Here is a 14119-nt window from a genome sequence, read left to right as displayed (position 1 = left end):
AATGTTTCGATCGCCGAACTGTATGCTGGCTCCGTGAGCGAGGCAAGCGACTACGACCTGAGCATGCTCATCCGCGCGTTGGTGATGGAGTCGAACCAGTTCCTCGACATCTTCAGCGCAGCCCACGAGCTGCACCCGACGGACATGACGGCGCTGAACCTGATCATGACGGCCCGCTCCCCCATGACACCGGGATCGCTGGCGAAGGCGCTGAACCTGAGCGCCTCCGCCACGACCTCCGTACTGGACCGGCTGGAACGGGCGGGGCACGTCGGCCGCGACCGCAGCCCGGACGACCGCCGGCGCGTCGAACTGCGGGTGTTCACCACCGCGACCGCGCTGACCGCGACGTTCTTCCAGCCGCTGGCCCGCGAGTTCGCCGCGGTCTGGCAGGACCTGAGTCCCGAGGACCGTCAGGTCGTGGCCCGGTTCCTCACGACGACGACCGCGGCGACGGCTCGGGTGCGCGCAGCGGTGACCTCACCGACCACCGGGTGATTCCAGCCTTCCCGGCGGCAGCGTCCGCCCGCACACGACGAGCAGGAGGTCCTGGGCGAGGCCGCGCACCGGCCTGCCCTCGCCGAACGTCCAGTCCAGGTCCGTTGCCTCGAGCCGCTTGCCTTCGAGGTCCGCGCCGAAGTACTTGACGTTGCTCGGCTTCATCCCGTCGAGCACCAGCCGGAGCCGTTCGTGCGGCACCCTGCGGTCCAGGCCGAGCGCCACCGTGATGTCCAGGCCGTGGATGACGTCGTGCGAGAGCGCACCGGCAGGCCCGCCGCCGGGCGGCGTCCACGGGTGCTCGGCGTTGGCCCGGAGCACGCTGACCAGGTCGTTCGAGGACAGCGTGGCGGCATCCCTGCGAGCCATCCGGTCGGACGCGTGGTTGAACCTGCCGCCCGACTTGAGGATCTCCAGCAGCACCCGCCCGCCCTTCGAGCGGAACGGCAAGGTGGTGTGCGCGACGACCTCCCTGACCCGCCAGCCCTCGCACAACGAGGGCGCGTCCCACTGTTCTTCGGTGAGCCCAGCGAGAAGTTCTGCCTGGTCACGTCGTTCCGCCGCCACCGCGTCGCGAATGTCTTCGGTCATGCCCGTACCTACGGATCAGCCGACGAAAACTCATCGGTCCCAGTAGGGTCGAGGTCGTGATCGAGACGCTGGAGCCGTTCCGGATCGAGCTGACCGGCTACTGCTACCGCATGCTCGGCTCCGGCTTCGAGGCCGAGGACGCCGTGCAGGAGACGCTCGTGCGGGCGTGGAAGGCGTTCGACAGCTTCGACTCGCAGCGGGCGTCGTTGCGCACGTGGCTCTACCGCATCGCTACCAACATCTGCATCGACATGCTGCGCAGCGCCCAGCGGCGCGCGCTGGCGATCGACCTGCGACCGGCCGGCGGGGACTTCGGCGCCCCCTTGCCCGAAAGCACTTTCGTGCAGCCGGTACCGGACCACAAAGTGCTGCCCGAGGACCAGGCGATCCGCAGGGAGACCATCAGGCTGGCGTTCGTGGCCGCGCTCCAGCACCTGCCGCCCAAGCAGCGGGTCGTGCTGATCCTGCGCGACGTGCTGGCGTGGCAGGCATCCGAGGTGGCCACGCTGCTGGACATCTCGGTCGCGTCGGCCAACAGCGCGTTGCAACGGGCGCGGGCCTCGATGCAGGCCGTCGACCCCGGCGAACCGCTCAACCCGGCGGATCCGACCCAGAAAGCGCTGCTCAGCCGCTACTGCGAGGCGTTCGAGCGGCACGACGTGCGCACGCTCGTGGCTCTGTTGCACGAGGACGCCACGATGTCGATGCCGCCATTCAGCTGGTGGCTGCGCGGTCGTGCGCAGCTCGCCATGGCGCTGCAGGACCCGAACGCGTCGTGCAAGGGCGCGTGGCTGGTTCCGGTGAAGGCCAACGCCTCCCCCGCGTACTGGCAGATGCGGCCCGGCCTGGACCGGCCGTTCGGGCTGGTGTTCCTCGACGTGCGCGGTGGCCTCGTCATGGGCAGCACGACGTTCCTGAACGTCGGCGAACTCCTGCCGATCTTCGGCTCGCCGGCCACCCAGAAGCTCTGAACTCCGCCCATGATCCGGATCATGCCGTCGGACCAGGTGCCGTGGGAGGACGTCGCGGCGATCTTCGACGGGTCCGAGCCCGGCAAGTGCCACTGCCAGCGCTACAAGGTGAAGGGCTGGATGTGGCGCGACTCGACGTTCGACGAGCGCTACGCCGCACACGAGTCGCAGTCGGCCCGCGGCAGCGGCCTGGTGGCCTACGTGCACGATGAGCCCGCCGGCTGGGTCGCGGTCGAACCCCGGTGCGACTACGCGAAGTTGCTCGACATGCCCATCCCGTGGAAGGGCCGTGCCGAGGACAAGGACGACGACGGCGTCTGGGCCGTGACGTGTTTCGTGGTGCGCAAGGGATTCCGGCGGCAGGGCCTCACCTACGAGCTCGCCGCGGCGACCGTCTCGCACGCCCGCGAGAACGGGGCACGGGCGGTCGAGGCGTATCCGATGATCGCCGCGCCCGGCCAGAACGTCACCTGGGGCGAGCTGCACGTCGGCGCCCGCCAGGTGTTCGAGGAGGCCGGGTTCACACAGGTCACCCACCCGACCAAACGGCGATTCGTGATGAGGGTCGACTTCTGATGGGCTTCTTCGAGGAGATCGCGATCCCGACCGACCGGCTCGACTTCCCCGCGCTCGCCGCGGGCGACGGGCCGATCGTCGTGTGCTGGCACGGCTTTCCCGACCACCCGGCCTCGTTCGGCCCGCTCGCCGAACGCCTCGTCGCCGCGGGCCGCCGAGTGGTCGTACCGTTCCTGCGCGGCCACCACCCGTCCACACTGGACCGACTGCCGTTCGGTGACGGCCTGACCCTCGCGGCCGACGCCGCCGCCGTGAACGCGGCCCTGTCGGACGAGCCGCTGGACGTGATCGGCCACGACATCGGCGCCGGTGTCGCCGGACGGCTCGCGGCCATCCGGCCCGACCTGGTCCGCCGCTTCATCACGATGTCCGTGCCGCCGCCCGCCGCGTTGCGCACGATCTTCGACGATCCCGCGCAGCAGCAACGGTTCTTCTACCTGTTCCTGTTCCAGCTCCCCGGCGTCGCGGAGAGCCTGCTCAACGACACGTTGATCGCGTACCTGTGGCGCACCTGGTCGCCGGGCCTCGAGGTGCCGCAGTACGTGCGGGACATGTATGCGGATCCGGCGCTGCGGGCCAACGCTCTCAGGCTGTACCGGGCGAACTTCGACCGCACACTGCACGATCCCGCGCTGGCCGATCTGGCGAGGATCTCCGAGAAACCGGCGTCCATCCCGATGCTGGTGCTCGCGGGCGCCGAGGACGGGTGCATCACGCCGGACAAATACGCCGACGCCGCCACGGGTCTCGCCCCCGGCTCGCGGGTCGAGATCGTGGCGGACGCCGGCCACTTCCTGCAGTTAGACCGCCCCGACGAGGTCGCGGCGCTGGCGCTTGACTGGTTGCGCTGACTTGCGGATCCGGCCCCAGGGCTTGAACACGGACAGGATGTAGGCGAACAGCAGCAGCGTCGGCGCGACGACGACCGGGTGCATCAGATCGGACGGGATCGCCGCAGTCGGGTCGCCCGCCATCATCCGCGCGCCGATCCGCGCCGCCTCCTCGACTCCCGGCCGCAGCGAGAACGCGATCAGGAGCGACATGCCGACGTTCATGAACAGCTTGATCGCCACCCACCAGTACTTCACCAGCCCGTACTTGCTGCCGAGACCCAGCACGACGCCGGAGATCATGCAGACGACGCTGGCACCGAACATCGGCCAGATCGCGAACAGGTCGATCGCCCGGACGGCGATCCCCGCGGTGTCGACGTCGTTTGTGGACAGTGCGACCACGACGAGGATCCCCAGCGCGAGATCGATGCCGAGCCACGCCGCCGCCGACAGGACGTGCACGAGCAGCACAGCCTTGCGGGCACGGCCGCTGAGCTTGCGGGTGGTAGTCATCGCGGTGCACTCCCTCTCTCGTGGTGTCACATCCCATGCTCGCCACGAGGAGGGCCCGCATCATCCGCTCACGCTCTGATCTCGCGTACGTCAGTTTGCGTACATTCGTCAGCGTGGAGCGGATCTTGGCCGAGGCGGGCCTCACCAGCGCGCGCACCAGCCCGTTGGGCGGCGGCACGTACAACCGGGTGTTGCGGGTGAGCGCGGACCAGGGCGAGTTCGTGCTCAAGCTGTCGCCCGCCGGCCAACCGGGACTGACCTATGAGCGCGACCTCCTGCGCACCGAGGCGTTGTTCTGCACGCTGGGAGCCCCGATCGCACCGGTACCGGAGGTCGTGCACACCAACTTCTCCGCGAACGGTGACGCCCTCCTGACGACCTGCCTGCCCGGCCGGCCTCTCCACGGCCGGACCGACGTCGACCGCCCGCTGGTCCGCCGTCAGCTCGGCACCACCGCCGCCGCCCTGCACGAGGTGACCGGCCCCGGCTTCGGCTATCCCCAGCTGGGCCTGCACCCGACGTGGACCGCCGCGTTCTTCGCGATGTTCGACGCCGTCCTGGCCGACGCCCGGCGCTACGGCGTCACGCTGCCCGCCCCCGGCCTCGCCCGTCACGCGGCCGCGTTCGACGAGGTGACCCGGCCCGCGCTGGTCCACTTCGACCTGTGGGACGGCAACATCCTCACCGATTCCGGCCTGACCGGTCTGGTCGACGGCGAGCGCGCGTTCTGGGGCGACCCGGTGGCGGAGTTCGTGTCACTGGCCCTGTTCGGCTCCATCGAGTCCGACTCGGACTTCCTGGCGGCCTACGGGTTCGAGTTCACCGACTCGGCCCGCGTCCGGCTGGCCGCCTACCAGGCCTACCTCTACTCGATCATGCTCACCGAACGGGTGCCGCGCGGCAGCACCGATCCCGCGATGGAACGCCTGATCACCGATGCGCTGGCCGCCGCGCTGGCCGTTCTCGCCTGAGCACCGCTCGTGATCTGGGAAGCTGGACGGGTGCGCGTGGCATTGCTGGGGCCGACCGAGGTGGTGGCCGAGGACGGCACACCGGTCGACATCGGTGGTGCCAGGGTTCGCATGCTCCTGGCCCGCCTGGCGCTCGATCCCGGCCGGCCCGTCGCGACCGGCACGCTCGTCGACGACCTGTGGGGTGAGCAGCCGCCCGCCGACGCGACGAACGCGTTGCAGTCACTGGTGTCGCGGCTGCGCAAGGTGTGCCCGGCGGTGACGCTGGAGCCCGGCGGGTACCGGCTCGGGATAGCGCCGGACGACGTCGACGTGTTCCGGTTCGAGCGGCTGCGGGCGGCCGGGCGGCTCGCCGAGGCGCTCGCGTTGTGGCGCGGCGAGGCGCTGGCCGACGTGCGGGAAGCGCCGTTCGCCCAGGTGGCCGCCGCCCGCTTGGACGAGGCGCGGCTCACCGCCGAGGAGGACCGGTTCGCGAGCGGTGAACTCGATGTCGCCGCGCTGACCGCGATGCACGAGAAGCATCCGCTGCGGGAACGGACGGCCGGCCTGCTCATGCGGGCGTTGTGCGCGCGGGGCAGGCAGTCGGAGGCGCTGCACGTGTACGCGGAGGTGCGGCGGCGGCTCGGCGACGAGCTGGGCGTCGATCCGTCGGCCGAGCTGCAGGACGTGCACCTCGCGGCGGTGCGCGGCGAGCTGGGGCCACGGGTCGTGGTCGACCGTTTGCCGGTGCGGCTCACCAGCTTCGTCGGGCGTGACGACGAAATGGTGCAGGTGGCTGGGCTGCTCACCGAGGCACGGCTGGTGACTCTGGTCGGGCCGGGTGGGGCGGGCAAGACGCGGCTGGCCACCGAGGTCGCGGCCAGGCATCACCTGCACGGCAAGGGGCGGGTGTGGTTCGCACCGCTGGCCGGTCTGCGGGCGGCGGAGGATCTCGCCGGTGCGGTGCTCGGCGCGTTCGACCTGAGCTTCGGTGATCCGATGCGGCGGACCGGCGACGCGATGGGACGGATCGTCGAGGTGCTGGCGGCCGGAGAATCGTTGCTGGTGCTGGACAACTGCGAGCACCTGGTCGAGGCGGCGGCCGAGTTCGCCGGTGCGTTGCTGCGCCGCGTGCCGAACCTGCGGGTGCTCGCGACGAGCCGTGAACCGCTCGCGATCGACGGGGAGTCGTTGTGCCCGGTCGGGCCACTGGCCGTGCCCAACGGGCAGGCGGACGTGGCCGGGTTCGGTGCGGTGCGGCTGTTCCTCGATCGTGCGAGTGCGGTGAAGCCGGGGTTCCGGCTCGACGAGTCCACTGTGGAGGATGTACGGCAGATCTGCCGCCGGCTCGACGGCATGCCGCTCGCGCTGGAGCTCGCGGCGGCGCGGCTGCGGTCGATGACGGTCCGCCAGATCACCGAGCGCCTCGACGACAGGTTCCGGTTGCTCACCTCAGGCAGCCGGACCGCCCTACCGCGGCAACGGACGCTGCGCGCGGTCGTCGAGTGGAGCTGGGACCTGCTGACCGAGCCGGAACGGGAGCTGGCGCGGCGGCTCGCGGTGTTCCCGGCGGGCGCCGACCTCGCCGCGATCGAGCACGTCTGCCACGAGGACGCGCTGTACGTGCTCACCTCGCTGGTCGAGAAGTCCATTGTGGATGTCACGGACCAGGAGGAGCCCAGGTACCGGATGCTGGAGACGATCCGGGTCTACGCGGCCGAGCAGCTCGACACCTCCGGCGAGCGTGCCGCGATGACCGAGCGGTTCCGCCGGTACTACCGCGATCTGGCCGGTCAGTGGGAGCCGCTCACCCGCACCGCCCGGCAGCTCGAGGCGATCACGGTCTTCGAGAACGAGAACGACAACATGGTGTCCGCCCTGCGCGGTGCGATCGACGACGGCGACGCCGACCTGGCGGCGGGCCTGCTCGGGGGCATGTTCTGGTACTGGATGGTGAAGGGCGACAACGACCGCGCGGCGATCTCGGTGCGGGACGTGCTCGCGCTCGGCGACCAGCTCCCCGAGGACCTCTTCGCCTCGTTCCGGGTGATGCAGCTGATCATGAGCGCGGTGCCGGGCCTGCCGAACACGGCCGAGGCGGCCGCCGTCATCGAGGACTGCGTGCGCACCGGCGCCGACCAGAAGTACGCGTCGCTGGCGATCGCGTTGCCGATGCTGGCGTTCCTCAGCCAGAACCCCGGGCTGGCGCGCCGCGAGGTCGAGCGGGCGGCCAGGAGCGACGACCCGTGGGCACGAGCCGCGTCGAGCTGGGCGATGAGCTTCATCCTGGTCGACGAGGGCGATCTCGACGCCGCCGAAGTCGCCCGTGACCGCGCGTACGAGCAGTTCGTGGCCACCGGTGACAGGTGGGGTTCGGCGATGACGCTCGGCATGAAGGCCGCGTTCGTCTCGCACACCGGCGACAACCGCGCGGCGATCGAGCTGTACCAGCGAGGCCTCGACGTAGCGCTGGAACTGCGCTCGCAGGACGACGCGGTGCAGCAGCACTGGCGGCTCGCGGTCGAGTACGCCCGGCTCGGCGACCACGCCGCGGCCGAACGGGAGGTGGCCCTGGCCGAGCAGTACGTCCAGGCCATCGGCAACGACCAGATGACGATCCTCATCGGCTACGCCAAGGCCGAGGTCGTGCTGCGCGCGGGCCGCGTCGCCGAGGCACGAGAGCTGAACACCCGGTTCAGGCAGGCGGCCACGAAGTCCTCGGTGCTCGCCTCGTTCGTCACGGAGTGGTCGGCGGTGCTGGAAGCGCGCATCGCGATCGCCGAGGCCGACCACGCCGAGGCCGAGGCCCGCGTCGCCACGGCGATCGGGACGACGTCGGACCGCGGCGACATGCCGGACCTGGCGACGGTGACGGAGCTGCTCGCCCAGGTCCGGCACGCCCAGGGCCGCGACGACGCGGCCCGCCGGTTGCTGGCGCTCGCCCAGGTGACCCGCGGCCGGATCGACCTGGGCGACCCCGGCGTGCGGCAGCTCGTCGCCGAGATCGGCGAGCCCGAGTCGTTGCCGCTGACCAAATCCGAAGCACTGCGGGAGATCCGCAGCGAGGCGGGCGTCAAGTCCTGACGCCCGCCTCCATTCACACTCGCTTGCGGTAGGCCCACATCGCCGCCGGGAAGAACACCGCGACCGCGGCGACCATCCAGATCAGCGAACCGGTGAGCGGCCCGGCGATCGGGCCGCCGTTGAGCAGGCCGCGCAACGCGTCCGCCATCAGCGTGACCGGGCTGATGTCCGCCCACGCCTTCAGCCAGCCGGGCATGGTCGAGGTGCCGACGAACACGTTGCTGCCGAACGTCAACGGCATGATCAGCACGAACATCAGGCCCTGCACCGCCTGCGGTGTCTTGAGCAGCATCCCGACGAACACCGACGCCCAGCAGAAGCACAGGGCGAAGACCAGCCCCAGGCCGATCGCGATCACGAGCTCCACCGGTCCGGTCTGCACCCGGAACCCCATGATCGTGGCGACGACCAGCAGCACCAGGATGCACACCAGGTACCGCACGACGTCGGCCAGCACGGCCCCGATCAACGGTGCCGACCGCGCGATCGGCATGGAGCGGAACCTGTCGAACACGCCCTTCGAGGCGTCCGTGTTCAGCTGCACGCCCGCGGTCATGCTGCCCTGCAGGAGGTTCATCACCATGATGCCGGGCACGAGCATCTGCAGGTAGGCGTCGGTGTCGCCGGCCAGCGCCCCACCGAACAGATAGGTGAAGATCACCAGGAAGATGATCGGCGCCAGCGTGACGTCCATCAGCTGCTCGGGGTTCTTGCGGATCTTGAGGATGCCGCGCCACGCCAGCGTCAAGCCGTGCCTGGCACCCCGGTCCAACGCGATCATGCTCATGCCAGGCTCCCCTCGGTCTGCTTGCCGGTCAGCGCGAGGAACACCTCGTCGAGCGACGGCAGCCGCAGCGCCAGCTCGTCCGCGGTGATCCCGGCCTCGTCGAGCTTGCGGACCAATGTGGACAGCAACACCGGATCGTTGACCGGTGCGGTCAGCAGCCCGGTGTCCTCGTTGCGGGCCGGCCGGACCCCGGTGAGGTCACCGAGAATCCGTTGCACCACGTCGAGATCGCGGGCCGACGTCGGCCGCACCTGCAGCGTCTGCCCGCCGACGCGCCGCTTCAGCTCGTCCGGCCTCCCCTCGGCCACCACCCGGCCGTGGTCGAACACCGTGATCGTGTCCGCGAGCTGGTCGGCCTCCTCCAGGTACTGCGTGGTGAGCAGCACGGTCACGCCGTTCGCGGCGAGCTTGCGGACGACCGCCCACACCTCGTTGCGCGCGTGCGGATCCAGCCCGGTGGTCGGCTCGTCCAGGTAGAGCACGGACGGGTTGCCGACGAGGCTCGCGGCGAGGTCGAGCCGGCGCCGCATGCCTCCCGAGTACGTCCTGGCGGCCCGTCCCGCGGCGTCGGTCAGCTCGAACTGCTCCAGCAGCGCGGCCGCCTTGGCCCGCGCACCCGCCCGTGAGTGGTCGAGCAGCCTGGCCAGCAGCACCAGGTTCTCCGTGCCCGACAGATCCTCGTCGACCGACGCGTACTGCCCGGTCAGCCCGATCAGCGACCGCACCGCCCTGGGTTCCTTCACCACGTCGTGGCCCCCCACCGTGGCGTGTCCCGCGTCCGGGCGCAGCAACGTGGCCAGCACCCGCACCGCCGTGGTCTTGCCCGCGCCGTTCGGCCCGAGCACCCCCACGACCTTCCCCTCCGGCACCTCGAGGTCCACCCCGTCGAGGGCTTTGGTCTCCCCGTAGTGCTTGACCAGGCCTTCAGCCCTGATCGCCAGCGACATCGTTCGGTCCTCCCTGTGTCGGGAGGACTGTGCGCCGCCGCGCTGACAGGACGCGCACAGCGCGCTGTCAGCCGCTGTCAGGCCTGCCAGGGTGTGCCGTCACGTTGTGCGCGGTGATCTCCTCACCGCAGCAACGGCACGCGAGGTACGCGTCGACCGGCTTCCCGCACGTGCCGTGTTCGAGCACGAACGGCGGGCCGTCGGGGTCCGGCACGTACCTGTCGCCCCACTGCATGAGGACCACGATCGCGGGGAACAGCTCGATGCCCGCCTGGGTGAGGCGGTACTCGTCGCGGTCCTCCGCGTACGGCACGCGGTGCAGCAGCCCGGCGTCCACAAGCGACTTGAGCCGGGCGGACAACGTCGGGCGCGGGATGGTCAGGTTGCGGACGAACTGGCCGTACCGCCGCACGCCGAAGAAGGCCTCGCGCAGGATGAGCAGCGTCCACTTCTCCCCCACGAGGTCCAGCGCGCGCCCAACGGACTCGCCGCGAAACCGGCGGTCGAGGGCCTGTATCGGAGTCCTGTTCGATGAGAGTCGCGCCTGAGGCCCGGCTATCGCGGACACGGACTTCGATACAGGCCCTCGGGACTCGGTCATCGGCTTCCCTTCGTCAGCAGTGGGGAGAGCGTAGTCAGCAGCCGCCGGCCGGCCGGATCCTCCGCCGTCGCCGGCACCAGGCCGACGTGGCCGGCACCGGCGTCGAGGTACGCCTGCACGCGGCCGGCGACGTCGGCCGCCGAGCCGATCGCGCCGACGGCTTCGAGGACCGAGACCGGGATGTCCCGCGCCAGTTCGGACCGGGGTGTGCCGGCCCTGGCACGCGCGACGAGCTCGCCGTGGCCGAGCGCGGTGAACATCTCGCCGTAGCCGGGCGGGGCGAGGTACACCGCGAGCTGCGAACGCAACTGCCGCAGCGTGTCCGGGCCCGGTTCGAGAGCGGCGGGGATCCAGACGGCGATCGGCGGCGGCACGCGGGCCAGCTCGGCGAGCTCCGCGCGGACACGCGTGACGTGGTCGGTGCTGACCAGGTTCAGCACCACCTCGTCGGCTTCCTCGGCGGCCACGCGCGTCATGCCGGGCCCGAAGGCCGCGACGGCGATCGAGGTGCCGGGAACCGGTTGCTGCAGCCGGAACCCGGCCACCCGGTTGCCGTTCATGAGGGCTCGGGTGTCGCGGACGGTCTGGCGCATGCGGCGCACGGGTTCCCAGGGGCGGCCGTGCCACTCGGTCACGATGCGCGGGCTGGACGCACCCAGCGCGAGGCTCGCCCGGCGTCCGGTGGTGGCGACCACTGTGGACAGTCCCAGCGCGAGCGCCACCGGGCTGCGCACGCCGGCCGCGAGCGGGCCGATCTTGAGCGAGATGCCGGAGGTGCGCAGGCCCGCGGCGGTGGCCAGGGCGAACGCGTCGAACGTCGCCATCTCGCCGATCCAGAGGGTGCTGAAGCCTGTGTCGTCGGCGGCCACCGCGATGTCGAGGGCTTCCGATGGTGGGCGGTCCAGCCAGAACGGGGTCACCACGCCGATCGAGCTCATCGCGACTCCGTTCGGGCGGTGCGGCCGGGCAGCACATCGCAGGGCGGAACAGCGCTCACAGCTGCTCTGTCTGCGCGGCCAGGCCGAGCAGCACCTTGCCCGGCAACTCGAACGACGCCGCGTTGACCTGAAAATGCGCCGTCGCCGTGTGCGCGTCCCGGAACCGGCGCTGGATCGCAGCCCCGTCGTAGATCGCACCCCCACCGGCGAGGTCGTACAACGAGGCCACGACCTGCTTGGCGGTGCGCGTGGCGTGGGTGGCGGCCAACCGCAGCGCCGCCCGCGACGACACCGGCACCGGCGTGGAGTCCTGCGCGGCCTGCCAGGCCTGCCCGACGGCCTCGTAGAAGAACGCCCGAGCAGCCCGCAACGACGCCTCCGCCTCGGCCACCGCGGCCTGCGTCGACGTCCGTTCGGCCAAGGTCCGGCTCGACCCCAGCGGGCTGCGATGCGTTGCCAGCGCGACGAAGTCGTCCAGCGCGCCGAACGCGTTGCCCATCGCGGCCGCCGCCACCGACAGCGCGAAGAATCCGAACACCGGGAAGCGGTACAGGGCCGCAACATCCCCCACCGGACCGTCCAAAACGGACAGGATCCGGTGCGAGGGCACGAACACGTCGCGGGCCACCGAGTCGTGGCTGCCGGTGCCGCGCAGCCCGGTCGTGTGCCAGGTGTCCAGCACCTCCAGCGAGGACTTCGGCAACGCGGCCACCCGCAGCGCGCCGCTGTCGTGCACGAACCCGGCGAACAACCAGTCGGCGTGCCCGATCCCGGAGCAGAACGACCACTGCCCGGACAGCACCACGCCGCCGTCCACCGACGTGCCGCGCCCCTTCGGCGCCCACACCCCCGAGGCCACCGACCGCGGGTCGCCGAACACCTCCTGGGCGCCCTCGGCAGGCAGGTAGGCGCCGAGCAGGCCGCTCGTGGCCGCGATCGACACACACCACCCCGCCGAGGCATCCCCTCGGGCGATCGCTTCGGCCGCAGCCAGCGTGGTGGCCGGCGGCGTTTCGCTCCCGCCGAGGGACCTCGGGACGCCGAGCCCGAACAGGCCCTGGTCGCGGATCGCGTCCAGCAGTTCGGGGGCGAGCGCGCGGGCCGCCTCCGTCTTGGGTGCGAGCTCGCGGGCCAGGTCGGCCACTGTCTGCGCGGCATCCAGCACGGTTCCTCCTGGTTCAGATTTCTTACCGGTTCAGTTTCCTTACCGTAGCCGGACGGCCTGACCGCGCGCAAGCAAAAGGGGCCCCACCAGCCGGTGGGGCCCCAGTTCAGACAGAAGCTCAGGCGAACGGCGCCTTGTCGATGCCGCACGTCCGTTGCGTGGGCAGGACACCGGTGAACAGGTAGTCCCGCTTCACCTTCTCCGTGCAGGTGCTGCGCACGTACATGGAGGTGTGCCCGTAGCCCTCGACCGTGAGGAAGCCCGTGCGGGCCATCTCGGCCGCGCCGTCCCGCGCACCGTGCAGCGGAGTCGACGGGTCGAACCTGCTGTTGATGAACAGGATCGGCGCCGACGTCCAGCGGTTCCACGGGCCGGTGTAGCGGTCGTCGTCACGGCCCTGCCAGAACGCGCAGGCCATCATGTCGAACACCACGGCACGACCCCAGTACGGCACGCGCTCGTCCTCGCTCTTGCCGTACTTGCTGTACACGGCGGCATCGCGCGGGAAGTTGCTGTCGGAGCACTGGATCGCGTTGAACGCCTCGAAGCGGTTGGTGATGTAGTCGGCCGACTTCGCGAGCGACGCCGGCGCCTCCCACACGCCCTGCAGCACCCGTGCGGTGTCCTGCCAGGTGTCCGGCTGCGCCAGCGCGTCCCAGACGGTGCTGATCAGCGTGACGCGGTCGAACCGGCCATCCGGTGTGGTGACCGGGGATGCCGTCACCTTGGCCACCAGGTCCGCCCACTTCTTCTTCAGGTCACCGCCCGCGAACGCACACTTCGCGCCCGGTGCCGCGCACTGACTCAGGAACTGGTCGAACGTCTCCGCGACGCCCCGCGGCACGTCCTGGCGCGTGTCCAGCGGCACGGTCGTGCCCTGGTCGCCGTGCCCGGTGGCGTTGCCGATGAAGTCCAGCGCGCCGTCGAACGCGAGCGCGCGCACCTTGTCCGGGAACAGGTTCGCGTAGATCGCGCCGAGGTGCGTGCCGTACGAGATGCCGTGGTACGTCAGCTTCTTGTCGCCGACGGCCTTGCGCAGCAGGTCGAGATCACGCGCCGTGTTCGCGGACGAGACGTGGTCCAGCAGGTCGCCGGACTTCTGCTCGCACCGTCGCACGAACTCCCGATAGCTGTCGTAGAAGGCGGGTTCCTGCGCCGCGGTGTCGGGATACACCGGGATGGAGTTCAGGAACTGCTGCTGTTCCTCAACGCTGTCGAAGCACCGCACGGCCGCGGAACGGCCGATGCCGCGCTGGTCCCACGACACGATGTCGAACCGGGCCCGCAGCTCGGACGAGAACAGCCACTCCCACTTGCCCCGCGCCCGCAGCCGGTCGACGCCGGACGAGCCGGGCCCGCCGAAGTTCACGAACAGCGACCCGATCCGCTTGGCCGGGTCGGTCGCGGGCAGGCGGATCATCGCGAGATCGATCTTCTGCCCGACCGGCTGGTCGTAGTCGAGCGGCACCTTCGCGGTCGTGCACTGGAAGCCGTCCTGGCAGTCCTGCCAGCTCAGCGCGGGCGTTTCCGCCACAGGTTCGGCGAGGGCGGCGGGCGCCAGACCCACGAGCAGCGCCGCCGTGACCAATATCGATTTCAATTCTTCTCCCCAGAGAGTTCTCGATCAAGGAGACGCTAGCGCTACCCGATCGGTTGCTTCCGGGG

At 70.7% G+C, this 14119-nt stretch carries 14 protein-coding genes; 6 read left to right on the top strand and 8 right to left on the bottom strand.

The annotated features are described in order from the left end of the window. Positions 1–33: 33 nt before the first annotated feature. Entirely contained in the window at positions 34–498 is a 465-nt protein-coding gene (locus tag ACIA8G_RS10375) for a MarR family winged helix-turn-helix transcriptional regulator (RefSeq protein WP_396418060.1), read from the top strand. On the opposite strand, the gene ACIA8G_RS10370 is transcribed toward ACIA8G_RS10375, so the two are convergent. Then, positions 481–1089 carry a maleylpyruvate isomerase family mycothiol-dependent enzyme gene (locus ACIA8G_RS10370; RefSeq protein WP_396418059.1) on the bottom strand — a complete coding sequence of 203 codons (609 nt, stop codon included), beginning with the start codon at positions 1087–1089 and terminating at the stop codon, positions 481–483. The two genes, ACIA8G_RS10375 and ACIA8G_RS10370, sit on opposite strands and share 18 nt — an antisense overlap. Positions 1090–1145: 56 nt before the next feature. Between ACIA8G_RS10370 and ACIA8G_RS10365 the strand changes: the two genes are divergently transcribed. The 3 genes from ACIA8G_RS10365 to ACIA8G_RS10355 are packed head-to-tail and all read left to right on the top strand — an operon-like array spanning position 1146 to position 3487. Continuing rightward, entirely contained in the window at positions 1146–2060 is a 915-nt protein-coding gene (locus ACIA8G_RS10365) for a sigma-70 family RNA polymerase sigma factor (RefSeq protein ID WP_396418057.1), read from the top strand. 9 nt (positions 2061–2069) lie between these two features. Beyond that, a complete protein-coding gene (locus ACIA8G_RS10360; protein WP_396418056.1) occupies positions 2070–2636 on the top strand; it encodes a GNAT family N-acetyltransferase in 567 nt (188 codons plus the stop codon). Further along, a complete protein-coding gene (locus tag ACIA8G_RS10355; protein ID WP_396418055.1) occupies positions 2636–3487 on the top strand; it encodes an alpha/beta fold hydrolase in 852 nt (283 codons plus the stop codon). Before ACIA8G_RS10360 ends, ACIA8G_RS10355 begins: the two co-directional genes overlap by 1 nt. Here ACIA8G_RS10355 and ACIA8G_RS10350 read toward each other — a convergent pair. Then, the gene (locus ACIA8G_RS10350) at positions 3437–3982 is read right to left on the bottom strand and encodes a hypothetical protein (protein ID WP_396418054.1); all 546 of its coding nucleotides are present in this window, start codon (positions 3980–3982) and stop codon (positions 3437–3439) included. The two genes, ACIA8G_RS10355 and ACIA8G_RS10350, sit on opposite strands and share 51 nt — an antisense overlap. Before the next feature lie 113 nt (positions 3983–4095). On the opposite strand from ACIA8G_RS10350, the gene ACIA8G_RS10345 reads away from it, so the two are divergent. Continuing rightward, positions 4096–4953: a phosphotransferase gene (locus tag ACIA8G_RS10345; RefSeq protein WP_396418053.1), complete on the top strand. Its 858-nt coding sequence runs from the start codon at positions 4096–4098 to the stop codon at positions 4951–4953. A 9-nt stretch (positions 4954–4962) separates the two neighbouring features. After that, complete coding sequence (locus tag ACIA8G_RS10340) at positions 4963–8016, top strand: BTAD domain-containing putative transcriptional regulator (RefSeq protein WP_396418052.1); 3054 nt, start codon at positions 4963–4965, stop codon at positions 8014–8016. Between the two features lie 13 nt (positions 8017–8029). Here the strand turns inward: ACIA8G_RS10340 and ACIA8G_RS10335 are convergent, their stop codons facing one another. The 6 genes from ACIA8G_RS10335 to ACIA8G_RS10310 form a co-directional block, all read right to left on the bottom strand. Beyond that, a complete protein-coding gene (locus ACIA8G_RS10335) occupies positions 8030–8803 on the bottom strand; it encodes an ABC transporter permease (protein WP_396418051.1) in 774 nt (257 codons plus the stop codon). Then, the gene (locus ACIA8G_RS10330; RefSeq protein WP_396418050.1) at positions 8800–9750 is read right to left on the bottom strand and encodes an ATP-binding cassette domain-containing protein; all 951 of its coding nucleotides are present in this window, start codon (positions 9748–9750) and stop codon (positions 8800–8802) included. Before ACIA8G_RS10330 ends, ACIA8G_RS10335 begins: the two co-directional genes overlap by 4 nt. A 67-nt stretch (positions 9751–9817) precedes the next feature. Further along, positions 9818–10210, bottom strand: coding sequence for a winged helix-turn-helix transcriptional regulator (locus ACIA8G_RS10325; RefSeq protein WP_396418049.1), 393 nt, complete (start codon positions 10208–10210; stop codon positions 9818–9820). A gap of 137 nt (positions 10211–10347) precedes the next feature. Continuing rightward, entirely contained in the window at positions 10348–11289 is a 942-nt protein-coding gene (locus ACIA8G_RS10320; protein WP_396418048.1) for an LLM class F420-dependent oxidoreductase, read from the bottom strand. 55 nt (positions 11290–11344) lie between these two features. Then, positions 11345–12454: an acyl-CoA dehydrogenase family protein gene (locus ACIA8G_RS10315; protein WP_396418047.1), complete on the bottom strand. Its 1110-nt coding sequence runs from the start codon at positions 12452–12454 to the stop codon at positions 11345–11347. Positions 12455–12572: 118 nt separating this feature from the next. After that, the gene (locus ACIA8G_RS10310; protein WP_396418046.1) at positions 12573–14054 is read right to left on the bottom strand and encodes an alpha/beta fold hydrolase; all 1482 of its coding nucleotides are present in this window, start codon (positions 14052–14054) and stop codon (positions 12573–12575) included. Between the last annotated feature and the right edge of the window lie 65 nt (positions 14055–14119).

The sequence above is a fragment of the Lentzea sp. NPDC051213 genome, from assembly GCF_044455585.1.
In the GTDB taxonomy this organism is placed as follows: domain Bacteria; phylum Actinomycetota; class Actinomycetes; order Mycobacteriales; family Pseudonocardiaceae; genus Lentzea.
Note: the sequence above shows the minus strand (reverse complement) of the source record. Positions and strands in the feature narration are given on the sequence as shown.